Annotated in this window: 22 protein-coding genes; 13 read left to right on the top strand and 9 right to left on the bottom strand. The window is 62.4% G+C overall.

What is annotated here, in order from left to right; translation table 11 throughout:
• Positions 1 to 65: 65 nt before the first annotated feature.
• Genes VGG89_13195 through VGG89_13185 form a run of 3 tightly spaced genes read left to right on the top strand, consistent with a single transcriptional unit; the run spans position 66 to position 3,045 of the window.
• Positions 66 to 1,145, top strand: a complete 1,080-nt coding sequence (locus VGG89_13195) for a glycosyltransferase family A protein (protein HEY1977504.1) — start codon at positions 66 to 68, stop codon at positions 1,143 to 1,145.
• A gap of 17 nt (positions 1,146 to 1,162) precedes the next feature.
• Positions 1,163 to 1,894, top strand: coding sequence for a cephalosporin hydroxylase family protein (locus tag VGG89_13190; GenBank protein ID HEY1977503.1), 732 nt, complete (start codon positions 1,163 to 1,165; stop codon positions 1,892 to 1,894).
• Positions 1,891 to 3,045 carry a methyltransferase domain-containing protein gene (locus VGG89_13185; GenBank protein ID HEY1977502.1) on the top strand — a complete coding sequence of 385 codons (1,155 nt, stop codon included), beginning with the start codon at positions 1,891 to 1,893 and terminating at the stop codon, positions 3,043 to 3,045. The genes VGG89_13190 and VGG89_13185 overlap by 4 nt, the downstream gene beginning before the upstream one ends.
• Here VGG89_13185 and VGG89_13180 read toward each other — a convergent pair whose 3' ends face one another.
• From VGG89_13180 to rfbF, 3 genes are read right to left on the bottom strand one after another with little or no spacing between them, the layout of a single operon-like run.
• Positions 3,046 to 4,275 (bottom strand): class I SAM-dependent methyltransferase, encoded by a 1,230-nt coding sequence (locus VGG89_13180; GenBank protein ID HEY1977501.1) that lies wholly within the window; start codon positions 4,273 to 4,275, stop codon positions 3,046 to 3,048.
• Positions 4,272 to 5,375 carry a CDP-glucose 4,6-dehydratase gene (gene rfbG, locus VGG89_13175; protein HEY1977500.1) on the bottom strand — a complete coding sequence of 368 codons (1,104 nt, stop codon included), beginning with the start codon at positions 5,373 to 5,375 and terminating at the stop codon, positions 4,272 to 4,274. The genes VGG89_13180 and rfbG overlap by 4 nt, the downstream gene beginning before the upstream one ends.
• Positions 5,336 to 6,106, bottom strand: coding sequence for a glucose-1-phosphate cytidylyltransferase (rfbF, locus tag VGG89_13170; GenBank protein ID HEY1977499.1), 771 nt, complete (start codon positions 6,104 to 6,106; stop codon positions 5,336 to 5,338). The genes rfbG and rfbF overlap by 40 nt, the downstream gene beginning before the upstream one ends.
• A gap of 67 nt (positions 6,107 to 6,173) precedes the next feature.
• Between rfbF and VGG89_13165 the strand changes: the two genes are divergently transcribed.
• From VGG89_13165 to VGG89_13140, 6 genes are read left to right on the top strand one after another with little or no spacing between them, the layout of a single operon-like run.
• A complete protein-coding gene (locus VGG89_13165; protein ID HEY1977498.1) occupies positions 6,174 to 6,938 on the top strand; it encodes a pentapeptide repeat-containing protein in 765 nt (254 codons plus the stop codon).
• A complete protein-coding gene (locus VGG89_13160) occupies positions 6,923 to 8,728 on the top strand; it encodes a glycosyltransferase family 87 protein (GenBank protein HEY1977497.1) in 1,806 nt (601 codons plus the stop codon). The genes VGG89_13165 and VGG89_13160 overlap by 16 nt, the downstream gene beginning before the upstream one ends.
• The gene (locus tag VGG89_13155) at positions 8,721 to 9,629 is read left to right on the top strand and encodes a glycosyltransferase (protein ID HEY1977496.1); all 909 of its coding nucleotides are present in this window, start codon (positions 8,721 to 8,723) and stop codon (positions 9,627 to 9,629) included. Before VGG89_13160 ends, VGG89_13155 begins: the two co-directional genes overlap by 8 nt.
• On the top strand, positions 9,626 to 10,849 hold the full coding sequence (locus VGG89_13150; GenBank protein ID HEY1977495.1) for a glycosyltransferase: 1,224 nt from the start codon (positions 9,626 to 9,628) through the stop codon (positions 10,847 to 10,849). Before VGG89_13155 ends, VGG89_13150 begins: the two co-directional genes overlap by 4 nt.
• Positions 10,846 to 13,488, top strand: coding sequence for a hypothetical protein (locus tag VGG89_13145; GenBank protein HEY1977494.1), 2,643 nt, complete (start codon positions 10,846 to 10,848; stop codon positions 13,486 to 13,488). The genes VGG89_13150 and VGG89_13145 overlap by 4 nt, the downstream gene beginning before the upstream one ends.
• A gap of 31 nt (positions 13,489 to 13,519) precedes the next feature.
• Positions 13,520 to 15,844, top strand: a complete 2,325-nt coding sequence (locus tag VGG89_13140; protein ID HEY1977493.1) for a hypothetical protein — start codon at positions 13,520 to 13,522, stop codon at positions 15,842 to 15,844.
• On the opposite strand, the gene VGG89_13135 is transcribed toward VGG89_13140, so the two are convergent.
• The 6 genes from VGG89_13135 to rfbC form a co-directional block, all read right to left on the bottom strand.
• Entirely contained in the window at positions 15,807 to 16,262 is a 456-nt protein-coding gene (locus VGG89_13135; protein ID HEY1977492.1) for a hypothetical protein, read from the bottom strand. The two genes, VGG89_13140 and VGG89_13135, sit on opposite strands and share 38 nt — an antisense overlap.
• 16 nt (positions 16,263 to 16,278) lie before the next feature.
• Positions 16,279 to 17,496 carry a PLP-dependent aminotransferase family protein gene (locus VGG89_13130; protein ID HEY1977491.1) on the bottom strand — a complete coding sequence of 406 codons (1,218 nt, stop codon included), beginning with the start codon at positions 17,494 to 17,496 and terminating at the stop codon, positions 16,279 to 16,281.
• Between the two features lie 9 nt (positions 17,497 to 17,505).
• Entirely contained in the window at positions 17,506 to 18,321 is an 816-nt protein-coding gene (locus VGG89_13125; protein HEY1977490.1) for a polymer-forming cytoskeletal protein, read from the bottom strand.
• Entirely contained in the window at positions 18,318 to 18,860 is a 543-nt protein-coding gene (locus VGG89_13120) for a zf-HC2 domain-containing protein (protein HEY1977489.1), read from the bottom strand. Before VGG89_13120 ends, VGG89_13125 begins: the two co-directional genes overlap by 4 nt.
• Positions 18,841 to 19,431, bottom strand: coding sequence for an RNA polymerase sigma factor (locus tag VGG89_13115; protein HEY1977488.1), 591 nt, complete (start codon positions 19,429 to 19,431; stop codon positions 18,841 to 18,843). The genes VGG89_13120 and VGG89_13115 overlap by 20 nt, the downstream gene beginning before the upstream one ends.
• Positions 19,432 to 19,523: 92 nt before the next feature.
• Positions 19,524 to 20,066, bottom strand: coding sequence for a dTDP-4-dehydrorhamnose 3,5-epimerase (gene rfbC, locus VGG89_13110; GenBank protein ID HEY1977487.1), 543 nt, complete (start codon positions 20,064 to 20,066; stop codon positions 19,524 to 19,526).
• Between the two features lie 57 nt (positions 20,067 to 20,123).
• Between rfbC and VGG89_13105 the strand changes: the two genes are divergently transcribed.
• Genes VGG89_13105 through VGG89_13090 form a run of 4 tightly spaced genes read left to right on the top strand, consistent with a single transcriptional unit; the run spans position 20,124 to position 25,638 of the window.
• Entirely contained in the window at positions 20,124 to 21,512 is a 1,389-nt protein-coding gene (locus tag VGG89_13105) for an alkaline phosphatase family protein (GenBank protein HEY1977486.1), read from the top strand.
• A 4-nt stretch (positions 21,513 to 21,516) separates the two neighbouring features.
• Complete coding sequence (locus VGG89_13100) at positions 21,517 to 22,926, top strand: alkaline phosphatase family protein (GenBank protein HEY1977485.1); 1,410 nt, start codon at positions 21,517 to 21,519, stop codon at positions 22,924 to 22,926.
• 4 nt (positions 22,927 to 22,930) lie between these two features.
• A complete protein-coding gene (locus VGG89_13095; GenBank protein HEY1977484.1) occupies positions 22,931 to 24,286 on the top strand; it encodes an alkaline phosphatase family protein in 1,356 nt (451 codons plus the stop codon).
• A 5-nt stretch (positions 24,287 to 24,291) separates the two neighbouring features.
• Entirely contained in the window at positions 24,292 to 25,638 is a 1,347-nt protein-coding gene (locus tag VGG89_13090) for an alkaline phosphatase family protein (protein ID HEY1977483.1), read from the top strand.
• Positions 25,639 to 25,653: the final 15 nt, after the last annotated feature.

Here is a 25,653-nt window from a genome sequence, read left to right as displayed (position 1 = left end):
GCTGGTGTGCGGCCTCCTCAAAGCGAACCGGAGTACGACCGAGGTCGTCGAAAAGCGTGAGACTCATGGGCGACCCCGCCGTTACCACGGTAATTGCGACCTATAACCGCGCCGCGCTGGTAACGCGGGCGATTCGCAGCGTTCAAGCTCAATCGTACGAGAACGTCGTGATCGCCGTGTACGACAACGCCTCTACCGACGAAACGCAGGCGGTCGTCGAGACGCTCGCGCGCGACGATCGAAGAATTCGCTATCATCGTCGAGCGAGCAACGTCGGAGCGGCAAATAACTTCTTGTTCGCGCTGCGCGACGTCGCCACGCCTTTCTTCCATATGCTCTCCGACGACGACGTGATCTTTCCCGACTTCATTTCCGAGGCCGTTTCGTGGCTGGAGCGTTTCCCGGACGCGCGATTCGCTGCGGGCGGAACGCTCGAGGTGTTCGATAACGGCGCGCTGTTGTTTGCGCCGCAGGCGTTTTGGCCCCGCGACGGGTGTTACGTGACACCGGACGGATTGACGCACATGTTGCAAGGATTTCATCCGTCCTGGACGACCGTATTGTTTCGCCGGCAGGTCCTCGAAGAAGCCGGAGAGTTCGATCCCGCGCTCGGCAACGTCGTCGACCTCGAGTATACGCTGCGCGTTGCCGCTCAATATCCGTACGTCGTCTTCCGGAAACCTTCGGGCGTTTTTAGCCGGCACTCGGCGGCCGGCGGGGAGTTCACCAGCGCCGCGATCGTCGATCAGTTCGAAGATATGACGCAGCGCCTTCTCGCGCTGCCCACGCTCGACCAGCCGACGAAGGCGATCGTCGAGTCCGAGCTCGCCGGGATGCGTCACAAGCGCGCGATGCAAGTCGCGGTCAAAGAACTGCTGCGCGCGCAACCGGTGCGTGCCGCCGAGACGCTGCGCTACTATCACCAGCGATATCCCAGGACCAACCTATCGCGCTTTTTGTCTTTGGTGTCCGCCGCGGGCGCCGTCTGTCCGCCGCTGCTGGCGACGATGCGGCCTCTGGAAGCCTTACGCCGCAGCGTTGTTGCGCGGAAATCGCGTATGGCGGCGCGCAAGCACGGAGTCGATCTGGGTCCAGGAGAGGCTTCGGCCCCGCTCGAAAGAGCCGAGCCGCACGCCAGTCGATAGAAACCAGAGGCCATACCGTGACGAACCGAACCGAAGCGACGCCCGGTGACGAAGCCACCATCCACGCTATGTCCGAAGATCCGGCTCTCAAGAGTGTCGCCCAGCAGTTTTTCGAGCAAACGATTCGCTTCAATTACTCCTACAATTTTACGTGGCTCGGACTGCCGATCATTCAATATCCTCAAGACGTGCTGGCCCTTCAAGAAATTATCTGGAAGACGAAACCGGATCTGATCGTGGAGACCGGGATTGCCCGCGGCGGCTCGATCGTTTTTTCGGCTTCGATGCTGCAGCTGCTCGGCGAAGGCAAGGTGATCGGTATCGACATCGACATCCGCGAGCACAACCGTACCGCCATAGAACGGCACCCCCTCTTCTCGCGTATCGAGATGATCCAAGGATCGTCCGTCGATCCAACGGTCGTCGCTGAAGTGAAGAAACGAACGCAGGGTGCTCGGCGCATCATGGTGATTCTCGATTCGAATCACTCGGCCGCTCACGTGACCGCCGAGTTGGAAGCTTATGCGCAGCTGGTCACACCGGGATGCTATCTCTCCGTAATGGATACCGTCGTAGAGCGGCTTCCGCAAGAACTGTCGTTTGGGCGTCCGTGGGGTCCCGGGGATAGTCCGATGACGGCGGTCGACAGCTTCCTCGCCGAGAATAAGCACTTCGCCATCGACGCGTCGTACGACCGAAAGCTTCTTATTTCGGTCGCGCCGCGCGGCTATCTCATCCGCACGCAATGAACTGTAAAGTGTGTGGGTCGGCCCACACCCTTCCCTTCCTCGAACGACTCGGCGTACCGGCCGGCCAGAACGAGGTGCTTCGCGACGAGCGTTCCGCGAAGGCCGTCGTTCTAGGCGACTTGCGCATGTTCGTTTGCCGCGACTGCGGCTTCGTCTTCAACGCCGCCTTCGATCCGAAAAAGGCGCCGTACGGCCCCACCTACGATAATAACCAACTCTGTTCGGGCGTCGTTAGCGGCTACGTGGGTGAACTGGTACGCCATATCGTCGAAGACCGCAAGGTTAAGGGCTGCCGCGTCGTCGAGGTCGGTTGCGGAAGCGGCGCCTTCATCCGGCAGCTCGTCGCCGATCCGGCTTACGGAAACACGGGAATCGGTTTCGATCCGAGCTACCAAGGACCCGATGCCGATCTCGACGGTAGGCTGCGATTCGAGCGCCGCTATTACGGAGAATCGGAATCGGAATACCCGGCCGACGTGGTTCTTTGCAGGCACGTCATCGAGCACGTCGCGGAGCCGATGCAGCTTTTGGACGGCGTACGCAGAGCGTTGAAATCCGCCGCGGAGCCGCGCGTATTTTTTGAAACGCCCTGCGTGGAGTGGATCCTGCGCAACGGCGTCGTCTGGGATTTTTTCTACGAGCACTGCAGCCTATTCTCGGCGGATTCGCTGGCGACGGCCTTCGAGCTCAACGGCTTTAACGTCGATCGCGTCGGCCACCTATTTAACGGACAATATTTGTTGCTGGAGGCGACTCTCGGCGCGAGCGAAGGCAAGCGCAGCGCGAGCGGCGGCGCCGTTGCCCGCCTGGCCGTAGATTACCAGCGTGAAGAGCCGCGGCTGCTCGGTGAAGTGGAGCAGCGCATCCGATCGTTGGCCGCCGGATCGAAACTGGCCTTATGGGGCGCCGGAGCGAAAGGCGTAACGCTTGCAAACCTTATCGATCCGGAGCGAAAACTCGTCGATTGTGTCGTAGACATCAATCCCAACAAGGTCGGTGCGTTCATTCCCAAGACCGGCCATCCGATCGTGTCCTACGAGCAACTGCCTTCAAGAGGCGTTACGCGCGCTTTACTCATGAATCCAAATTACGCCGGCGAATGCCGCGACTTGGTGGCTAAAGCCGGCGTCGACGTGGAGCTCTACGTCTAGTTAGAAGACCTCGATCGCAGGAATCGGCACGACGAACTTTCCGCCCCACTTGCGAATGTGGGCCATCTGCCCGGCGATCTCTTCGCGCAAGTTCCACGGCAAGACCAAAAGAAAGTCCGGCCGCGTCTGCTTCACGCGCTCGACGTCGTAGATGGGAACGTGGCATCCCGGCATGAATTTGTTCTGCTTGTGCGGATTGCGGTCGACGACGAAATCGACGAGGTCCGTACCGATCCCACAGTAGTTGAAGAGCGTCGTGCCTTTGGCGGCCGCCCCGTACGCGGCCACGCGCTTGCCGTCGTCGCGGGCTTGGATGAGAAACTCGAGAAGCCGGCGCTTGACGAACTCGACGCGCTCGGGGAACCTTTGGTACGTTTCGAGACGATCGAGTCCGCCCGCACGTTCCTCACGAAGCACGTCATCGACGCTCGATTCCGGTTCGATTCCCTCGGCCTCGTGCGCTACCCACACGCGCAGCGAACCGCCGTGCGTGGGCAGGTGCTGCACGCGAACGATCTTCAATGCGTGCTTTCGAAAGATTTGCGACGCCGTAAGCGCGGAGAGGTACGAGAAGTGCTCGTGATAGATCGTATCGAACTGGTTGAACTCCATCAGCCGCAGCAAATGCGGAAACTCGAACGTCGCGCGTCCGCCGGGGGCTAAGAGAATCCTCACGCCTTCGACGAAGTCGTTGACGTCGGGTACGTGCGCGAGAACGTTATTGGCGGCGACGAGGTTGGCGGAGCCGTGCGAAGCTGATAATCGTCGCGCGGTCTGCGTGCCGAAGAAGTCGACCTCGGTTGGAATGCCCTTGGCTACTGCGGTCGCGGCGACGTTGGCGGCGGGCTCGACGCCTAAGACCGGCACGCCGCGTTCGACGAAATACTGCAGCAGATAACCGTCGTTACTGGCTATCTCGACGACCCGGTGCCCGGCGCCGAGGCGCAGCTCGTCGGTCGCTTCGTTTGCGTAGCGCTTGCAGTGTTCCAGCCACGTCGTCGAATACGACGAGAAATAGGCGTAGTCCGAAAAGATCTCTTGCGGCGATTCGAACTCTTCGAGCTGCACTAAAAAGCAGTTGGAGCATACGAACGCTTTGAGGGGATAAAAGCGCTCCATCTGCGTGAGGCGCTCTGCCGTGAGCAGTGCGTTCGAAGGCGGCGACATGCCCAGATCCACGAAGACTTGATCGAGCGAACTCGCGCAGAAGCGGCAGACGGGCGCGATCACCGGCGTTCCGTCGCCAGTGCCGCGAAGCGGTCGATGGCGCGTTGCGTGAGCTCGCGTGCCCCGGTGCCGCCGTAATACCCGGTATACCAGCCTGCGAGTTCCTCGATCGCCTCGGGGGTCGCGAAACGATCCGTCCAACCTAAACGGCTGCGCGCCTTCGAGCTGTCGAGTTTGAGCAGTGCGGCTTCTTTACGAAAATCCTCGCGCGAGACCGCAACCCAACGCGCACCGTTACCCCAGGCGTCGCGGAAACGATCGGCAATCGTGCCGACGCGATACTCCGACGTGGGGCCGAAGTTCCACGCTTGCGAATACTCGCGCGGACGTTCGTAAAGACGTTCCGCGAGCGTGAGATAGCCGTCGAGCGCGTCGAGCACGAACTGCCAGGGCCGCACCGCATCCGGATTGCGGATTTCGGCCGGAACGCCGGAACGAAACGCGCGCACCATATCGGGAACGATCCGGTCTACCGACCAATCGCCGCCGCCGATAACGTTTCCGCCGCGCGCGGTCGCGAGTCCCGGACTGGAATCGCCCGAGAAGAAGCTTCTCGAGTAAGCCGAAGCGACGATTTCGGCGCAGGCTTTACTGCTCGAGTAGGGATCGCGACCTCCCAGCGCGTCGGACTCGCGGTACGGCCACACCCATTCGCGATTCTCGTAGCATTTGTCGGTGGTGACGCAAACGATCGCGCGCAGCGCATCGTTGTGCCGGGCCGCCTCCAGCACGTTCGCGGTGCCCATCACGTTCACGGAGTAGGTGTATAACGGGTCGTCGTAAGACGCGCGCACGAGCGGCTGTGCGGCCAAATGGAAAACGACGTCACAGCGCGAGGCCAGTAGGGCTTTGCCGACGGCTTCGCGATCGCGGACGTCGTCGATGTCGTTCGCGACGAGTTCTTCTAGGGCAAGCGCTTTATAGAGGTTCGGGTTTCCTTCCGGCGCGAGCGCGAAGCCGCGAACGTCGGCGCCCGCGCTGTGAAGCCAATAGCAGAGCCACGCGCCTTTGAAGCCGGTGCTGCCGGTGACGAAAACGCGCTTGCCGCGCCAAAAGTTCGGATTCAATCCCAAACCTTCCACGGCGCTTTGTTCGCATTCCACATCTCTTCGAGCGCGATTTTGTCGCGCAGCGTATCCATCGGCTGCCAAAAGCCGCGATGCACGAACGCAGAAAGGTTGCCTTCGGCGGCGAGCCGCTCGACCGGCTCGCGCTCCCAGGAAGCATCGTCTCCGCTAATATAGTCGAGCACTTTGGGTGAAAGCACGAAGTACCCGCCGTTGACCCAAGCGCCGTCGCCCTGCGGCTTCTCGTTGAACGACGTAATCTTTTGCTGGTCGAGTTTGAGCTGACCGAATCGTCCGGGCGGCTGCACCGCGGTGACGGTAGCGAGCGTGCCGTGACGTTGATGAAAAGCGATGAGATCGGCTACGTTGACGTCGCTGAGGCCGTCGCCGTACGTAAAGCAGAAGTCCTGCCCGTCGAGGTATTCGGCTACGCGCTTGAGGCGGCCGCCGGTTTGCGTGGCGTCGCCGGTATCCACCAGCGTAACGCTCCAAGGCTCGACGTTCGACTGATGCACTCGCAGAGCGTTCTTCGCCAAATCGATCGTGATGTCGGACGAGTGGAGCGAGTAGTTTGCGAAGTATTCTTTGATCATGTAGCCCTTATAGCCGCAGCAGACGATGAATTCGTGCACGCCGTGCGCGGAATACGTCTTCATGATGTGCCAAAGAATCGGCCGGCCGCCGATCTCGATCATCGGTTTTGGTCGCACGAGGGTTTCCTCGCTGATCCGTGTGCCGAGACCGCCGGCCAAAATAACGGCCTTCAACGCGTAAACTCCATAGCGGGAAAGAGCTTATAAAGGCATCCAATTGACTCCTGGCGTAGGGGAAGGGATGCCTGACCTGCAGGACACTTCGAAATCCAAGGTTTGGGATTTTGGAGCGGTCGTATTAGGCCTTTGCGCGTTGTTCATCGTTGGCGCGTTTTGCGCCCTCGTGATCGTCAACGGCCTCACGGCATCCCACGTCACGACGACGATCGTCGACGCGAAGACCACGCCCAGCCCGTCGCCCCATCCTGCGGCCCTCGCCGATCTTTCGGCATTCGAGGCTCGTCCGGATGCCGCGCATTGGACGCCGCTGCATCAGGACTTCGTCGTCGGGCCGTTTACGCCGATCATGGGCTCGCGGCTGGTCAACGTGCTGGTATCGCGCGATCTTCCGCGCCCGCTCGTCAACGCCGTTGCCGAAGATCTCTCGTCTTTCGACGAAGGGAACGCTATCCACGACCTGCGTCTGATCAACATCGCCTCGCGCGTCGATGGCGACCCCGGTACGGCAGCCGAGGTGCGCCGCTCCTCGCTGTTTATCTGGCTCATTCTCGCGCTGCGATCGAGCTACGATTCGGGCGGAGTCGATCTCACCCGTACCGATCTGCGCACGGGCGGCAACTTCGTCGGACAGGGAATGAATCTGCAAAGCGTCGATTTCACCGGCGCGATGATGGGCGGCGGTGAATGGCACGGTTCCAATCTCACGTTTGCGCAGTTCACGGGCGTGCAGCTCGAAAAACCGTTGACGTGTACCGGCTGCAGCTGGGGCAACATACGCGTTGCCGGACGCGCGAAACTCGCGGATAACGGGTGGGTGCTTCCGTAGAGCGGTTTTTCGCCGGCCGCGTGTGCGGCGCGGCGATCGTGCTGCTGCTCCTGGCCGAGCTCTGCTTCATGCCGTTCACCGGGCATCTCTTCGATACCGGCGTGTTTTTGACGCTTGCCGACTACGTGTTCTTCGCGCACACGCCGCTGGCCGGAAACTGGTCGTTCGGATCGTTGTCGTTGTTGGCCGTGCTGCTTTCGCAGGTTCCGGTGCTCATCCATCCGGCATTAGCGACGGCGTATCGCACGCGCCTCTTCCTATTGAAGATGCCGAGTTGGTTTGCCGATCTGGGAACGGCCGCGATCGTCGCCCGCTGCGCGGGCGATCCGGCGTACCGGTATTATTGGGCGCTGCGCTATTTGGCCGACCCCGCCGTCGTTTTCACGACGGTGTTCCACGGCCAGTGGGACGCGCTGCCGAACCTCGGAGCGGTCGCGGGCATCGCGTTAACGGCGTTCGGCAGATACGATCTTGCCGCCGTCGCGCTCGGTTTGGGAGCGGGAACGAAGTTCTATCCGGCGGCGTTCGTGCCGCTGCTGTTCGCCTCGGCATTCCGCGGCGCGTCGCCGCGCGCGGCCCTTCGATCGATTGCGGTCTTTGCGGTGACGGCGGTCGTCACGCTCGCACCGGTGTTCTGGGGACGGTTCGATTACGTCGTCCACTCCTACACGTTCAACAGTTTCGGACCCGGGCTGGGCGTCTTTACGACCTCCGTTTGGTCGTTGTTGCCGCCGCAAGCGTGGTTATCGACGCGCATCGAACAGTTGACCGCCGTTGCAGTGACGCTTGCGCTGGCCGCGGCCGCGCTGAAAACCGCTCCCACGCCGGTTACGGTCGCGCGTAAAGCGATGTTCTCCGCGATGGCGATCGTTTTTCTGAATCCGGGCGGGCATCCGCCGTTTTACCTTTGGGTCGCGGGACCGATCGTGTTGTACGCGGCGATTGCAAACGACGGGTTGGTGAGCTTGCTCGGCGTCGTCCTTTCGCTTGCCGGCGTATTGACGCAGTTCTGTCTCGAAGGATCCGACGAGTACTTTCTCGTGAGCATCGGCATCGCGCCGCGAACCCACGCCCTGGCGTGCGCCGGTTCGACGACATCGCTTCAGGGCGTCGTGCTGGTGGCGAGCATCGTGCTCGCGTTCGTTGCGTACCGGCCGCGCAACGGCGCGTGGTCGACCTGGTGGCGCGCGGCGGCGCAAGCCGCCGTCATCGCGTGTACGTGCGTCTTCTTCGCGCACGTGAGCACCGACGCGATTTCCGCGGCGCGCCGTCCGCATCCGGCGAACGCCGCAAATCGCCTGTCGCGGCTGTTCGATACGCTTGCGATCGTGCCGGCGGTCAAACTCGCGCGCGACGGCAGCTGCCGGCTCTATTTCAATTCCTACGGCGCCGCCTCGTTCGCGAACGATCCTTTTGCGGAGCGCTTCGTCAAGGCATCGCTCGGCTATTCGCTGTTCTCACCGGAAACGATCGACGTTCGGGGCAGCGTCGTAAGCGTGCAATCGCTGCCCGCGCGTCGTGAAGGCGTCGAGATTATGGCGTATGACGAGGGACCCGTGCGCGTTACGCGAGAGTTCGACGTTACGCCGCTTCTCAAACCGATCGTGCCCGGCGAGACGATGATCGAACGTCCGTGCGCGCTGGTCGCAAAGAACCCGCTGTTGATATATAGGTTCGACCTGGAGGCCGCGCGCGCGGCCGCGGCCCGGGAGCCGCTCCTGCAGCGCCTCGACGTCTTCAGCCAGGAAACGCCGGGGCAGGCGTCGATTAAGGCGGGATATCATGCCTGACGCGCCTGGACGCCCGACCAGCGTCGCGGTTGTTCCATGCTATAACGAAGACCGCAACCCCGCTAATCTCGTTTCCGTCCTGCTCTCCGTACCGGACCTGCACGTTCACTTTCTCGACGATGCCAGCGACGGCGCAAGCAGCGCGGTGCTGCGCGATTTGGCGCGTTCGAGCGATCGCGTCACGGTCGAGCGCAACGAGACGCGTCAAGGCAAGGCAGCGTCGCTCGTCGGAGCCATGCGCCGGCTCGATCCCTGGGTGCAACGGCTGCTGCTCGTCGATTGCGACGTGCAGCTGAGCGAACGAGCCCTCCCGGCCGTTCTCGACGAACTGCAGCGCAGCGACCTCGTCTTGGCAAATCCGAAGGCGCTCGCGCGCGCGGGAAGCTTTTGGGAGCGGGGCGCCGTGTTTAGCGCCAATCGTCACGATCGTCTGAGAGACGCGCTGGTCGATCGTTATCCGGCGCGGTGTGCGAACGGCCGTCTCTTCGGCATGTCACGACGGCTCGCCGGCGCAATCGCCGAAAGCGACGTGCCTCGACATACCGAAGACTCACATTTCATGTTGGTGTGTTTGAGCCGCGATTTTCGCTACGCATACCGGCGCGACGCAGTGCTGCACTACCGCGCACCCCAAACCTTGGGCGACTATTTGCGTCAGTCGAACCGCTTCAGCGAGGGGCGAGCGCTGTTGCGCGAGCGCTGGCCGGAAGAGATGCTGGAGCGCTACTACGATCTTGCCGGCGCCGACGTGGCACGCACGTTCGCGGCGCAAGCCTTTGCCGATCCGCTGGGAGCGTGTGCGTTCCTGACGATGCTCGTCGCCAAAGCCGTGCAGCGGCCGGGTTCGCGAACGCAGGGCGCCGCCTGGGCCGTCGCCGGAAGCACGAAGGCGCTCCAATGAAGATCGGCGTCGTCACGTCGTTTCCCGAAGCGGGAGCGAATAAGAGCGGTATCGCGTACTTTGCCAAGACCGTGCTCGATCCGTTGATCGGAAACGGCGACGATTTCGTCATCCTCGCCGACGCCAGCACCGGCAAGCGCGGTGCGACGGAGCGGTATGCTTCCAACATGACGATCCGCCGCTGCTGGACGTTCGGCTATTTCGCGCCTTTTCAGATTTTTCGCGAGGCCCTGCGCCACCGGTTCGACGTGCTGCACTTCGAGTACGACGTCTATCTCTACGGCGGCGTCGTGGCGGCCCTCATTCTGCCGTTTCTCATGCAAATTCTCCGCATGCGCGGCACGAAGATCGTCACGACCCTGCACGGCGTCGTCTCGCAGCGCGTCGTTACGCGCGAGATGCTCCGCGAGAACGGGTTCGTGCTGCCCTATTCGCGCATCGGCAAAGCCGGCTTTTACACGATCTACTCGCTCTTCAACTGGGCCAGCGACCGAATCATCGTTCTCGAGCTCAAGCTGGGCGACATTTTGGAAACCGAATACGGCGTTCCGCGGCGCAAGCTCTTCGTCTGCCCGCATCCGCTCATGTACGAGAGCGCGCGGCCGTCGCAGCCGCAGGCGCGAGCCCGATGCGGAATCGGCCCCGGCAAGGTCGCGCTGTTCTTCGGTTACGCCTCCTATTATAAGGGTCTCGATGTGCTGCTCGACGCGATTGCGATCGCGCGCAGGTCCGAGCCGGATCTCGCGCTGCACCTCGTCGCCAGCCGCCACCCGCGCTTGGCGGGCAACGATCGGTATGAAGAGTTTTACGACGCTTTCAAAGCGAAAGCGGCTTCGGTCGGCGCGACGCTTTACGACTTCGTTCCCGAGGAGAAGCTCGTCGACTTGCTGGCGGCCGCCGACGTCGTCGTGCTGCCGTACACGTCGGCATACGGAGCCAGCGGCGCGCTCAACGCGGTCTTTGCGGCGCGCCGTCCCGTGCTCGTTTCACATTACGTGCGCTTCGACGGCGCGATCGATAGCCAGGTATTCGATCCAACGCCGGAAGACTGCGCGCGCGCGATCGTCAGCTTTTTCGAAACCAGTGAGGATCTGCTCGAGGCGAAAGTCGAGGAGATCGCCGCGCTTCGCGGCGTGAACGTCATCGCGGCGCAGATGCAAGACGTGCGCTGCGGGCGCACGCCGGTAGAGATGCGCGCCCCGGCAGCTATCGCATCGTGATGAAGGCCTGGAACTCGTTGAGCCGGCTGCGTTTGTACGGCCTGCTGGTTGCGGCATGGCGCGCGATCTACCGGTATCCGTGGTTACTGTTGCTGCTGCCCCTGGCGATATTCTTCCCGCTGCTCGATAACCGCGGCCTTTACGAGTTCGGCGATGCCAACTTTCCACTCAACCCGTTCTGGCTCGACTACATGCTTCCGTGGAGCGGCGCGGCTTCGGCCGGCGCCGACAACACGTTCATCGGGGTTCCGCGTCTCGCGTATCACGTCATCATCAACGTGCTGATCGCGTCGACGCACAATCTGCAGGTCTCGCAGTGGATCTGGTACTCCGGCATGACCGCACTGGGATTGGGCGGAGCGTATTTGCTGGCGCGGCGATTGGGTGCCGGAATCTACGCGATCCCGCTCGCGATTTTCTACGCCTGCAATATCTGGTCGTACGACCGGATCGCTCAGGGCTGCATTTACCTTTCGTACCAAGCCCTTCCGCTGGCCATTTACCTGTTCTTGCGGTATCTGGGCCGCCCGACGGTCGCGCGCGCGCTGTACTTCGCTTGTGCGCTGCTGTTCATCATCCCCGCGCTGCAGATTAGCTATCTGGCCGCGCTCATCTGCGGGTTGATCGCGGTACGGCAGCTCGTCATCGGCGGATGGCGCGTGTTGCTGCACCTGGCGGGGATCGCCGCAGCGGTCGTCGCCGCCAACGCGTTCTACGTCTTTTCGATGGTCGCCGACGCGGTGCTCAACTCCGGCGGCAACATCGCGCTGGTCAACTCCCGGTTCAACCTCGGCGTTTTCGAACATTACGCGGCTCGCGTTACGATTCCCAATACGCTCGCGATGGCGAGTTTCTATTACTCCTCGATCGACCAGCAATGGCGGATCGTAGCGATAGCGTCGACGCTCGTTCCTATCTTGCTGATCGGCTTGCTCTTGCTCGCGCGGCGCCCGACCCTGCGTTCGAAGTTCTACGCCGGTCTCGGGCTGACGCTGCTGGGCGTTTGGCTCGTCGACGGCATCGTCATCAATCCCGGACTCTACGATTGGTTCCGCACCGTCGTACCGGGATTGCGGTCGTTCGTGGAACCCGATTACTTCTCGCCGGTGTATATCTTCGGAGCGTTCGTCATGCTAGCGGCTTGGGCGCGGCTGGGCGCGCGGGCGTACGCGCCGCTGTGGAACGCAGCGGTGTGGATCGTGGCGTTGGGCGGCGTCGTGGCGTTCCTTCCGATCAACGGCCCGAGCTCGGGCATGCCGCAAACGGGGCAACCGCGACAATATACGGAGTTCTCGCGCGCGCACGTGCCCGGCTATACGTTATGGATGCCGCCCGACCGCGGCGTGAAGTATCGCTGGTCGCCGTACGTGATCAACGGATTTACGTCGTTGAACTCGCCGACGGACGCGCTGGGCCCCTCGATGGCGGAATCGCTCGCGCCGGGAACCGGCCGCATCGAGGGACGCCTTTCGCAGGCGTTTCTCAACACCGAAGTGCGCACCGTCAAACGTTTGGCTCCAATCATGAACGTTGGAACCGTCGCGATCTCCGCCGACTCACTCAGCCCGTTCTTCGAATGGCCGAACTACGAGGTCGTCGGCTCGCTGGACACGCTGTCGCGTTTGGAAGCTTCGGGTTTCTTCAAACCGCGTTCCGACGAAAGCGACGTCGGCGTTCACTTGGTCACCGCGACGTCAAACCACGACGTTCCCGAACTTGGCGTCTACGACGCGCCCGTTGCGATCGACGGCTTCGACGACTTCATGTGGCGTTCGGCGGTCGACACCAACGACGACTATCGCCCGATCGTCATGGACCTTTCGCCGGCGGACGCCGCCAAGCTCGGGCTAAGAACGCTCGAAGCTCCGAACGTTTCGTCCCGTTACGTTCCGATCACGCAGTTCGACGGCACGACGCATTGCTCGGGGAGCGATCCGCTTACGCCCCTCGACAAGCCGGCGCAGCCGATGAAAGCCGAGACGTCGAGATTGCAGCTCTGCTTCGTGCTGAAGCTTCGCGATATTCGGCACATCGCCGCGCTGCAAATTCTGCCGCGCGGAGCCGGACAGTTTTTCCCGCAGCTGCGCTATCAAGGCAACCACCGGCACGACTGGGACGTCGACCCGACGGTGCCGGCACTCGAGATGCCGCCGTGGCCCGATACCGCGTGGGTTCAGCTTCGCCTACCCGAGTTTTCCAGCGCGCTGCTCGACGGCGTCGAATATAAGTGGGTCGCCACATCCCAGATGCGCCGTCTGCCGCTACCCGCGGGAACGTGTCGCGCAAGCGACGTGACCAGCAGTGAATCGAATCCGATGTCGTATGCCGTGAGTGCGAATCTCTCCGGGCGCTGTACGGTGATCTTCCGCCAGTCGTTCTCGCCGATCTGGTCGATATCGGTAGCGAGCGGAAATGCGAAGATCGGCGGCCACCTGCAGGTCGACGGTTTTGCCAACGGCTGGCTCGTCGACGGTTCGGGCCCGGCAACGTTCCGCATCGTCAATCGCGCGCTCTATCCATACGTTTGGGGAATGGCGATTACGATCGCTTCGTTGCTGCTCGCGCTCGGATTCGCGATCCGATCGTGGCTGCGCGCGGCCGCCGCCAAACGCCGCGCTACCGTACCTTCCCCGGCGTAAGATGCGCTTCGCTCCCGTTGGTCGCACGACGGTGGCGTATTTTTTGTTGCTGCTGGCCGCGTGCGTAGCCGCCGTATGGCCGGTTTTATGGTCGGGAACGATACCGGCGTTCCAACAGGATTGGACGTGGCCGCTCGCACGTCCGCAGGCGCTGCAGTGGCTGCATTCGTTCGCCGGCTTGTGGGACGATCGCTCGTTGGGGCACGCCAACGCGCTTCCGTGGCAAAGCTACGCAGTCGTTACTCAAGCCGTAAGCATTCTCGTTTTCGGACCCTCGGCCGGTCTGGCGGTGTGGCTGTGCGCGGTGCTCTTTGCGGCCGCGTGCACGTGCACGTGGATGCTTGGATCGCTCGGCGTGCGTTCTCGGCTTGCCGCATTCGCGGGCGCGCTGTTTTACGCGACGACGCCGGTCGTGTTCACGCGGGTTGCCGCCGGGCATCTCGCGTATCTGTTGGCGTACGCCCTGTTGCCGGCGGTCGTGGTGCTGGCGCGCCGCACGCTCGAGCAACGGCGCTGGTCTGCGGCGATCTTGCTCGGTCTCGCGATCGGTTTTGCCGCCAGTCAGATCCAGTTTTTAGCGATCGTATGGCTTGCCATCGTGCCGCTCGCGTTCTTCGCGACGCGCGCGGAAGGCTGGTTCGCTCGACTGGCGGCCGCACTCGGCATCGCGATTGCCGTGCAGCTCCAGTGTCTGCTGCCGCTCGCCCTGGGTTCGACGGCGAATCCGTACGCAGCGCAGCGCGCGCTGCTCAGCTTCGAATATAATAACAGCTCGCCGTTTGCCGACGCCGTCGTCATGCTCGGCTACTTCACGCACTACTACGAAACTGCGGCGCCGCCGTGGGCGTACGCCGTTCTCTACGGTATCGTCGCAGTCGCGATCGTGCTGGGCATCGCTGCGGCGCGCCGCTTCGGTTCGTACGCGGTCGTGCTCTTCGCGATCGGCGTCGTCCTGACCGCGGGCCTCTACGGTCCGCTCAGTGCGCCGCTTGCCTTTGCTTTCGGTCGCTCCGCGCTCTTTACGGTCTTTCGCGACCTGCATTACTTCGCAGCGATAACGGCGATCGGCGTCGCTTTGGCGATCGGTCTCGCGCTCGAACGCTTTCGTCTCGCGGCGCTGCCGCTGCTGCTCGCGATCGTTTGGACGGCAGTGCCGGTACTGGCCGGAAAGGATCTTCGCGGACTGCTCGTGCCGCGACACGACGTTGCGGAGACAGTCGACCAGATGCAGTTCGTGCACGCGCGCGGTGCAGGCCGCGTGCTGTGGCTGCCGGCGGAGGAACCGCTCGGAATCAAAGGCGCCCCCAACGTTGGACGAGACTTCTCGGCGTACGGTCTTGCCGGAAATCCGTCGGTAAGCGACGACCTCGACAATCCGCAGCTCGCGTACGCGTTGGCGACGTTGCGCGACGGGCGCCCGAACTGGAAGGCCTTTGCCTCGGTGGGCGTTCGCTACGTCGTGTATCGGTCGTACGTGCGATCCGCTCGCGAGCTGGATAATCTCGGTACCGGTTTTAGGCTCGCATACGGTACGGTGGACGACGCCGCGCTGGGCAGATTGCTGGGCGGCGCCCGGCGCCTGATTCCGATTCGTCGCGACGACGATGCAGTCGTTTACGAGCTAACCGGCGCGCTGCCGGTTGCGCGCCCCGCGAGTGCGGACTCCGGCGCGCTGCTGTATTCCGAACTCGGCGCGGATGACGTCGCGGTCGCGCGCACGCCGGCGAACGTTCTGAGCGTGGCGCCGTCGCTCATGACGGCCGATCCGCGGCTCGATTGGGTCGAGGGCCGGTTAGGATGGCGTTATCGCGCGTGGCTGCCCGACAGCATCTATCCGTTCGTGTGGACGGTTTCTAAGCAAACGCTCGCGTTCGCCGTCCCGCCTGCGGCGAAGTGCGTCCTGGCGGCATCGATACCGTATGCCTTTTTGCAAGTGGCCAACGCGACGGACATCGTTGACGGACCGTGGCAGCGCGTCTCGGTTTTAGGCAAACCCGCAACCGTGGGGGCACGCGTGACCGCGTCGGGCGGCGTGACGGCGATCGGTTCGCGCGGATGTCTTCAGAACGCGGCTTCCGACCCGGTGTTCGTGATGGCGAGCGGATACGACACGGGGTGGCGGGCTCTGGACGGTACGTCGTTGGTCGCACCGGCAATCGCCAACGGCTGGATGATGGCGTGGCCCGCGAGCCTCGCGAGCAGCCCCAAGATCTATCTGCCGGCGATCGCGCAGGTAATTGGAACGATCGCCGGGTGGGCGGCGATCGTTGCGAGTTATCTAGCGGCGCGTCGTCGCGACAGGGTCAGTCCAGAGGCGATCAGTATTGACGAACGTTCCGCAGTCCCGCAGCTTTGAACTTCGCCGCGACGTCGCCATCGGCGTCGGAATACAGAATGACCGCACGGCCTTCGTCGACTGCGCCGTTGAAGTTGTCGACCTCATCTTCGGGAATGGCCCACGCGGCGAAATAGCTCGGACGGGAACTATGCCGAAACGCTGCTAGCGTCGGACCGCGGCCGCCTACGCCGGGGACCTCGGTTCCGCCCGAGTCGCCCATGATGCCTTTGCCCTTGGTCATGTCGTCGGAGAGGCTGTTGTGCTCCATCGCTTCCTCGACGTCCATAAAGTGTAGGGCCGAGTCGTCCCGCTGTTCGGTTCTAGCGCGGCTCACGACTTTGACCTTGGCGAGGTCGAGCTGCTGCCCGGAGAGCGCGCTTTCGATCTCCGTGGGATCGGAGCCGGGGAAGATGCCAACGACCAGAGCTTGTGACACGCGGGACTCCTCCTAATTACCTATGATTTGGCGGAAATGAGGTGATGGCGTGGCCGAGACGTTCGATGCCCACCTTGATCATCTCTTCCGACGCATTCGAAAAGTTCAGACGCATACCGTCGTGAACGTCACGCGCCGGGTAGAAACTCACGCCGGGCACGAAGACGACCTTCAGTTCGGCGGCGCGGCGCAGCAGTTCGGCCGTATCGACGCCGGGCAGCTGAGCCCACAGAAACATGCCGCCGGCCGGGCGCGAGAAATCCAATCCCGGGAAATCCACGTTCGCTAACGCCGCGCTCATGACGTGACGCCGGCGGCCGTACGTGTGCGCGATCGCGCGCACGTGTTCGAGGAACGCCTGGTCGTCGCTGACGTACTCGTGGAAGACGTACTGCGCGAACGTGCCGCTGTGAAGATCCGCACCTTGCTTGGCAAGAACGATCTTCTCCCGTATATCGTGATTCCGAATGACCAGCCAAGCGACGCGCATCCCGGGGGCCATGATCTTGCTGCCCGTTCCCGAGTAAATAACGGGTGCCTTGCTCTCGAACGAGACCAGCGAAGGCAAATCCTTTCCTTCGAATCGGAGCTCGCCGTACGGATCGTCTTCGAAGATCGGAAGATCGAAATGCTCGCAGATGCGCACGATGCGCTCGCGCCGGTCGGCGGCCAACGTGCGCCCCGTCGGATTTTGAAAGTTCGGAACCAAATAGAGAAACTTCGGAAACGGATCGGCGTGCTCGAGCACGCGCTCCAGCGACGCCGGAACGATGCCGTCGTCGTCGGTTTCCACCGTCAGATAGCGCGCTTGATAGGCGTCGAAGGCTTGAATCGCGCCGAGATACGACGGATTCTCGAGCACGACGTGATCGCCGGGATCGAGAAAGATCTTGCCGACCAGATCGAGGCCTTGCTGCGATCCGTTGACGATCGTGACGGTCTCGGCATCAAAAGCTTTTCCGGTGCGCTTGGTCAGCCGTTGCGCCACCCAACTCCGCATCTCCGGAATGCCTTCGGTGACGCTGTACTGCAGTGCCGCGGCGCCGCGGCGCTCCATCACGCGCTTGGTGGCTTCGGCGATTGCATCGGTAGGAAAATGTTCGGGGGCGGGAAGTCCGCCGCCGAAGGAGATCACGTCGGGTTGCTGCGTGACCTTGAGCATCTCGCGAATCGTCGAGGCGCGTAGATGCGCGGTTCGCTCGGCGAACTTGGCGAGACGGGAGACGGTGGTCATCCCGTCTCCTTAGCCGACAACCATCGGGGGTCCGCTCAGCGGGGGCCGCGACCTGCTCGACCCGGGCGGTCCAACCAAGGTATCGCCCGTAAAGGCCAAGATGCTCGCACCGAGACCGATCATCGCGACGAAAACCATCACCACCGTTCCGATGATGGGGACGAGCTCGGCCGCGGTAATCAACGCGAGCCCGACGATCAGCGCCGCAAACGGCGACGGCGTGGTTCGCGGGCTGAGCACTTCCCACAAGCGGCGGCCGACCAGCAGCGCCAGCGCCGCCTTTCCGAGGAAGAGCCCGGCGATGACCGCGACGGCTTCGACCGCGATGAACGGAATCAACAGGATCGTGCAAAGCAGCAGAATCGCAAGCGGGATGACCGCGACCCACCCCACCAAGCCGATCGCAGCGCAGAGTCCGGGATGGTTCTCCAACCGGTCGATGGCCATGCGCGCGCGCATCGGAAAGATGAGGAAGAAGAGCACCGCGACCAGATCCCACACGATGCGCCAGATCAAGCGGTAGTCGCCCGAGGTATCGCGATACGATGCGGTGCCGGCCCACGGTACGACGGCGCTGGCGACGTCGCCCCCGACCATGTTGACCTGTCCGGTGATGGTCGCCCCGGGCCGAACGAACGCCGTGCCTCCGACGACGTTGACGTCGCCGTCGACCGCGCCTTCGATCGTAGCGTCGCCCGCGATCACCGTGAGATCGCCCCGAACGACTTGTCCGGGCTCGACGATTACCGAACCGACGTAGGTTCCGCCGTGATACACGCTTTGCACGCTAGCCAAGATGAGGACTGCGAGAATATGAGCGATCACGATACGCTTTCCGAAGCTGCGAGATGGTCGTTGAGGCGCGGCCGGATCGTGCGGTAGAAGACGTAAATACCGGCCAACAGCAACGCGTCGACGGCGAGCACGCTCACCACGATCGAGAACGCGATCGGCGCCACGGGCGACATCGCGTGGACGCCGTGCGCGATCGCCTGCCATCCACTCGAGCCGGCGGCGGCGATGACGTTCGTCGCGAGGTGCGCGCGCGGCCACGCGAACGCCAGCGTGATTGCGGCCGTCCACGCGCATATTAAATAGAAGAGCGCGACGATCCACAGGGAGCGGTGCGGCGCGTGGGGGACCGGCATGATACGGACCTGCGCCATGACCGACTTGCTGAAATCGGGTTCGACGTCGAGCATCTTGCGCGTATGGAGCAAACCGTCGACGATGCGCAGCTGCCGATGGAGCGCTTCGCAGTCCGGGCACTGCTGCAGATGGCGTGCCACCGCCAGCATCTTGCGCGGCGGCAGGGTCGCGTCGACGTATTCGTCGAGGACGGCTTCACACCACGAGCAGCGCACGGTGGCCCCCCTTGACGGCGCCGTGGAACGCGCCGCGCTCTTCGCGTTCGCGCATTTTCTTCGCCAGCGCGAGCTTGCCGCGATGGATCAGCGTCTTCACGTTGCCAAGCGAAAGTCCGAGCGTGCTGGCTATCGTCGCGTATTCCATATTATCGAAGTACCGCAGCGCCAGGACGGTGCGCGAGCGCTCCGGCAGCTCGGCGAGCGCCTCACGCAGTTCGCGCTCCGCTTCTTCACGCAACACGCCGCCCGAGGGGTCGCCCTCGCGCGAAGGATCGGGAAGCGCGTTTTCCAGCGTTTGATCTTCGGGGAACTGCTGGGCTTGCGGGCGCCGCAGGGATCGTCCGAGGTGCGTGCGCACCACGTTGCGCGCGATCTGGTAAATCCACGTCGAGAACTTGCCCAACTGCGGGTTGAAGGTTCCCAAATGCGCGTAGGCACGCATGAACGTCTCTTGCGTGAGGTCCGCGGCCTCGTTGGCGTCGCGCAACCCCGCGCTCACGAAGTTGGCGATACCCCGGCGGTAGCGTTCGACGAGCACTTCGAACGCTTCGGTTTGGCCTTCGCGCACTCGGCGAACTACCTCCTCATCGCTTAGATGTTGTAATGCCACCGGCTTACAGCATTTCTCTTAGCATGACGTACCGCCCCGAGGCGGCTTTGTTACGCCTTGTGGGCGATGAGGTCCGCAAGCGGCGGGTTGGCCGCGTCCCGCTCGGAGAGGATCGGCGAGCGTCCTTCGAGGGGCCACCGGATTGCCAGGTCGGGGTCGTCCCACCTCACCCCGAACTCGGCGGCAGGATCGTACAGCGCGCTCTGCTTGTAAAGGAAGACGACCTCTTCGGAAACGGCGAGAAACCCGTGAAGGCACCCCTTCGGTACGTAAACCTGCTGCCGCTCGCTCGCCTTGAGCAGCGTCCCGAACCAGCGGCGGTACGTCGTCGAGTCCTCACGCGCGTCGGCGATCACGTCGTACGCCTCCCCCGCGAGAACTTGCACCAGCTTGCTCATGCGCGGGTCGCCGTGCAGGCCGCGCAGCACTCCCCGGCGCGAGATCGAAAGATTGTCCTGCACGAACGCATCGTCGATGCCCGCGTCCGTATAGCGCGCGCTCGCGAAAATCTCAGCAAAACTTCCGCGAAGGTCCGTATATACTTTAGGTGTGACCAGCAGTGCGCCGGCAATTGGGAGGGGCTCTACGGTCATAGGTCCCAGTGCGTTCAAGAGGAGGCCGAGCGGCCCTCCCCGCAATTTGAGGTGCCCATGAATCGACGACTGCTCTCGGCGACAGCTTTTGCCGTCGCCCTTTCGCTCGCTGCCGGCTGCGGCGGCGTTCGTTCCGCATCGCCGCTGCCGTACGCGCCCACCTCGACCTTCGATTCCAACGCCGCATCGCCCAACGGTGCGGGACAGTACATCAAACACGTGATCGTCGTCATTCAAGAGAATCGATCGTTCGATAGTTTGTTTGCGACGTTTCCCAACGCGGCCGGTACGACGATCGGCAAAACGCCGCACGGCACGATCAAACTTCATTCCGTTCCGCTCGCGAGCCCGAAGTTTACGCCGCACAATGCGTATTCGGACTTCAAGAGAGAATGGGACGGCGGCAACATGGACGGCTTTTGGAACGAAGCCATTGCCGAAGGCAAGCCCGGTTCGTACCTCTACCAATACGTCGCTCCGAAAGACGTCGTGCCCTACTGGACGCTGGCGAAGCAGTACGTGCTCGCGGATCACATGTTCCAAACGCAGGGGAGCAGCAGCTTCACCGGCCACCAAGACCTGATTCGCGGCGATACGGCGGTCGGCAAGACCCAGAGCGCGATCGACAATCCGAGCAATACGCCGTGGGGTTGTAACGCGGCGACGGGAACGACCACGGGCCTCCTCACGCTTTCCGGGAAGTACTCGTCCGCGGGGACGGCCGGCAATCCATATCCGTGCTTCGGTTCGACGTACGAAACGCTGCGCGATACGCTCGACGCCAAACATATTGGTTGGAAGTATTACGAGCCGCAATACGGCGGTGCGTTCTTTTCGGCCATTTGGAGTGCGTTTGCGGCGGTCAAGGTTGTCTACAGCGGACCGGAATGGAACGCGAACGTCTCGTCTCCGGAAACGAATATCTTTACCGACATCAAGAACGGCAGGCTGCCGTCGATGTCGTGGATCGTTCCCGACGCCAATAACTCCGACCATCCCGGGACGTCGGGCGATACGGGACCTTCGTGGGTCGCATCGATCGTGAACGCCGTTGGGAAGAGCCAATACTGGAAATCGACGGCGATCGTCGTCGTGTGGGACGACTGGGGCGGCTTTTACGACCACGTGCTTCCGCCGGTGCCGGGCAAGGTGACCGTTTCGAATCTCGGTGGGCCGGGTTTCCGCGTTCCGATGATCGTCGTGTCCGCATATGCGAAGAAAGGCTACATCTCGCACAAGCAGTACGAGTTCGGCAGCGTTGTGAAGTTCGTCGAGACCGTCTTCGGTCTGCCGAGCTTGCACACGACCGACGCGACGACGGCCGGATTCGTGACCGATTTCTTCGACTTCGCGTCCCCGCGCGGCTTCACGCCGGTTCCCGCGAAATATTCGCAGTCGTTCTTCGAGCATCAAGCACCGTCGAATCAGCCGGTCGACACGGAGTAGCATTATGAAGCGTTTGCTCGCATCAGTGGCTTTGATCTCGCTCGCCGCGTGTAACGGAGGTTCGTCGCCGAGCACGAGCGCCGGAATGCTGCCGATGGCCGCCGATGCGGCGTCGCCCGGCTCGGTGCCGCCCGGCAAACGCATCAAGCACATCGTGATCATGGTTCAGGAGAACCGGTCGTTCGATAATCTGTTCGCGACCTTTCCCGGGGCGACCGATGCGCCCGTGACGTGCGGAAAGATCTCGAGCGGTGAGTGCATTCCGCTCAAGAAAGTTTCGCTCTACAATCCGCTCTTTTTGAACTACGCACACCAGTACTTCGTCGCCGATTATGACGGCGGCAAAATGGACGGGTTCGGTGCATCCAGCGGACAGGGCGCTTATCAGTACGTCGATCCCGCCCAGATCGCGCCGTATTGGACGTTGGCAAAGCAGTACGTACTCGCGGATCATCTGTTCACCACTCAGGGCAGCGAGAGCTACACCGCGCACCAAGCACTGATTCGCGGCGGTACGCGCCTCGATGCGAGACGGACGCTCGTCGATATCCCGAGCGACGGTTCGGACGGCGCGTGGGGCTGCGACGCGCCAAAGTTCAAGGGAGATAAAACTTCGGTTCCATTTCTCACCAATAGCGGGCAGCTGGTCGTAAACGGCCCGTTCCCCTGTTTCGGCGCAGCGTACCCGACGCTCCGCGATACGCTCGACGCGAAAAGCTTGAGCTGGAAATACTACGTTCCCGGGAAAATCAAAAGCAACTTAGACGCCAACGCTTGGAACGCGTTCGATTCGATAAGAGCCGTACGTCGCGGTCCGGAGTGGGGCACGAAGGTCGTTTGGCCATCGACCAGCGGGGGGACCAGCCTCATCTTCAACGACATCAGCACCGGTCAACTTGCAGCGGTTTCGTGGGTCATTCCCGACGCCTGCAACTCCGACCACCCAGGTAACTTCGTATCGGAGAATTGCGGCGGAAGAGTCGACACCGGTCCGTCGTGGGTTGCTTCAGTCGTCAATGCGATAGGGAAGAGCCAATACTGGGATTCGACTGCCATCGTCGTCGTGTGGGACGACTGGGGCGGTTTATACGATCACATTCCCCCGCCGCAGACCAACTCGCAGGCAGAAGTCGGCGGTCCCGGTTTCCGGGTGCCGATGATCGTCGTCTCCGCCTACGCGCATCATAGCGTCGTGCTGCATCACGTGTACGGGTTCGGCAGCATCGTACGGTTCGTCGAAGATACGTTCGGATTGCCGAGCCTCAACACGACCGACGCGATCTCGCGCGACTTCGCCGCCGACGCGTTCGACTTCAAACACAAGCCGCGCGCGTTCGTGCCGATCGCAGCGAAATACTCGCAGAGTTTCTTCGAGCATCAAGCGCCTTCGGGCTTGCCGGTGGACACGGAGTAACGGCTTGATCAAACGTTTAGCCGCCGCAGCCGCGTCGTTCGCGCTCGCGGCGTGCGGCGCAAGAGCGACGACGGGTGGCGCAGGCGGATTGCTTCCGGCGCAAGACGCAGTTGCCCCCGGACACTACGTCAGCCACGTCGTGATCATGGTTCAAGAGAACCGGTCGTTCGATAACTTCTTCGCGACGTATCCGGGTGCCGATGGACCGCCGGTCAAGGGTGGAACGCCGGTCGGAAACACGCCGCCGCGGAAAACCGCGCACGGAACGTCGACGACGTATCCCTTGAAGAAGGTCGATTTGCCCGAGCACTTGCAGCCGGTGTACCGCTACGCGAACTATCGCGCCGATTACGACGGCGGCAAGATGGATGGTTTTTGGAATCAGAAAGTTCAGGGCCGTCCCGGTTCGGTGCTCTACCAGTACGTCGATCCCAAGCAAATCGCGCCGTATTGGTCGATGGCCGACCAGTACGTGTTGGGCGATCACATGTTCCAGACCGTCGGCAGTTCGAGCTTTCCATCGCATCAAGATCTGATCGCCGGATCGACGTCGATCGACAAGACCAAAGAGGTCGTCGACCCGCCCGACAACATGCCGTGGGGGTGCGACGCACCGTACGGGACGACGACGACCTTGCTGAGCACGTCGGGTAAGTATCCGCTGCCGGGTCCGTCACCGTGCTTTCAGTACCGCACCCTGCGCGATGTGCTCGATGAAAAGGGCGTGAGCTGGAAGTACTACGTACCGGCGCTGCATGGGCCGGGCGGCCAGGTATGGAGCGCGTTCGACGCCATTCGCGCGGTCCGTTACGGTCCGGAATGGACGACCAACGTCTCGAGCCCGCAAACCAACGTGTATGCAGATATCAGCAAAGGCACGCTCCCGGCGGTGTCGTGGGTGATTCCGGATTTCTATAACTCCGATCATTCCGATACGACCAAAGATACCGGTCCGTCGTGGGTCGCTTCGGTCGTCAATGCAATCGGCGAGAGCCAATATTGGTCGAGCACCGTCATCATCGTCGTCTGGGACGACTGGGGCGGCTTCTACGATCACGTTCCGCCGCCGCAGTACGGCCCGGGAAGCCTCGGCTTCCGCGTTCCGATGCTGATCGTTTCGCCGTACGCAAAAAAGGGTTACGTCGCGCACCACGTCTACGAGTTCGGAAGCATCCTGAAGTTCGTCGAAAGCACGTTCGGCCTGGAGAGCTTGGGCACGACCGACGTTCGGGCGCGCAACTTCGCCGGAGACGTCTTTCAGTTCTCCAAGCCGCGTAAGTTCGTTCCGATCGCGGTGAAGTATTCGAAGGCGTTCTTCGAGCATCAAGCACCATCCAATCTGCCGGTCGACACGGAGTAGCACTGGTGAAACGCTTTCTCGCGATTGCCGCCCTCGTCTCGCTCGCCGCGTGCGGTGCGTCCGGGTCACCGAGCGCGGGCGTCGGCGTGCTGCCCGCGCCGAACGCGCCGGTGTCGCCCGGCAAGTACATCAAGCACGTCGTCATCATGATTCAGGAGAACCGGTCGTACGACAATTTCTTCGCGACGTATCCCGGCGCGAACGGAGCGACGATCGGCAAAACGCCGCCGCGCAAAACCGCAAAGGGTACCGTCTCGACCTATCCGCTCAAGAAAGTCGGGCTCGCCGAGCACATTCAGCCCAACTACCGCTATTCCGATTATCTGATCGATTACGACGGCGGCAAGATGGACGGATTCTGGAATCAGAAGGTCGAGGGACGTCCCGGCTCGTTGCTCTATCAGTACGTCGATCCGGCGCAGATCGCGCCGTATTGGTCGATAGCCCATCAGTACGTGCTCGCGGACCGCATGTTCCAAACCGTCGGCAGCAATAGCTTTCCGGCGCATCAGGATTTGATCGCGGGAGCGACGACGGTCAGTCGCGGCAAAGAAGTCGTCGATCAGCCGACCGGCTTTCCATGGGGATGCGACGCGGCGCTCGGTACGGTGACCAACCTGTTGACGTCGTCGGGGAAATACGTCATCGGCGGCGGTCCGTTTCCCTGTTTTACGTACCGCACGATGCGCGACGTGCTCGACGAAAAGGGCATCAGCTGGAAATATTACGTTCCCGCCGTGACCAGTAACCAGGACGGCGCCGTGTGGAGCGCATTCGACGCGATCAAAGCGGTGCGCAGCGGCCCGGAGTGGACCACCAACGTTTCGACGCCGGAGAAGAACGTGTACGACGACATCGGCAAAGCGACGCTGCCGGCGGTGTCGTGGGTCATTCCCGACTTCGTCAACTCCGACCACTCCGATACGACGACCGACACCGGACCGTCGTGGGTGGCATCGGTCGTCAACGCGATCGGCAAGAGCCAATATTGGAATAGCACCGCGATCGTCGTCGTATGGGACGACTGGGGCGGTTTCTACGATCACGTCGCGCCGCCGCAGTACGGCCCGGGCAGCCTCGGCTTCCGCGTTCCGATGCTGATCGTTTCGCCCTATGCCAAGAAAGGCTACGTCGCGGATAACGTTTACGAATTCGCAAGCATCTTGAAGTTCGTTGAGAGCACGTTCGGCCTGGCGAGTCTCGGAACCACCGACGTGCGAGCGCGGAACTTCGCGGGCGACGTGTTCGACTTCTCGAAACCGCCGCGAAAGTTTACGCCGATAGCCGCCAAATATTCGAAGGGATTCTTCGAGCACCAAGCTCCGTCGAACATGCCCGTGGATAGCGAGTGAAAAACGGCGTCGATA

This window comes from Candidatus Baltobacteraceae bacterium (genome assembly GCA_036488875.1).
In the GTDB taxonomy this organism is placed as follows: domain Bacteria; phylum Vulcanimicrobiota; class Vulcanimicrobiia; order Vulcanimicrobiales; family Vulcanimicrobiaceae; genus JAFAHZ01.
Note: the sequence above shows the minus strand (reverse complement) of the source record. Positions and strands in the feature narration are given on the sequence as shown.

Bases quoted from the DNA above. Each gene is read 5' to 3' on its own strand.
- VGG89_13195 (HEY1977504.1), top strand. From the start codon at position 66: ATGGGCGACCCCGCCGTTACCACGGTAATTGCGACCTATAACCGCGCC.
- VGG89_13185 (HEY1977502.1), top strand. From the start codon at position 1,891: ATGAACTGTAAAGTGTGTGGGTCGGCCCACACCCTTCCCTTCCTCGAA.
- VGG89_13165 (HEY1977498.1), top strand. From the start codon at position 6,174: ATGCCTGACCTGCAGGACACTTCGAAATCCAAGGTTTGGGATTTTGGA.
- VGG89_13155 (HEY1977496.1), top strand. From the start codon at position 8,721: ATGCCTGACGCGCCTGGACGCCCGACCAGCGTCGCGGTTGTTCCATGC.
- VGG89_13150 (HEY1977495.1), top strand. From the start codon at position 9,626: ATGAAGATCGGCGTCGTCACGTCGTTTCCCGAAGCGGGAGCGAATAAG.
- VGG89_13130 (HEY1977491.1), bottom strand. From the start codon at position 17,496: ATGACCACCGTCTCCCGTCTCGCCAAGTTCGCCGAGCGAACCGCGCAT.
- rfbC (HEY1977487.1), bottom strand. From the start codon at position 20,066: ATGACCGTAGAGCCCCTCCCAATTGCCGGCGCACTGCTGGTCACACCT.
- VGG89_13105 (HEY1977486.1), top strand. From the start codon at position 20,124: ATGAATCGACGACTGCTCTCGGCGACAGCTTTTGCCGTCGCCCTTTCG.
- VGG89_13100 (HEY1977485.1), top strand. From the start codon at position 21,517: ATGAAGCGTTTGCTCGCATCAGTGGCTTTGATCTCGCTCGCCGCGTGT.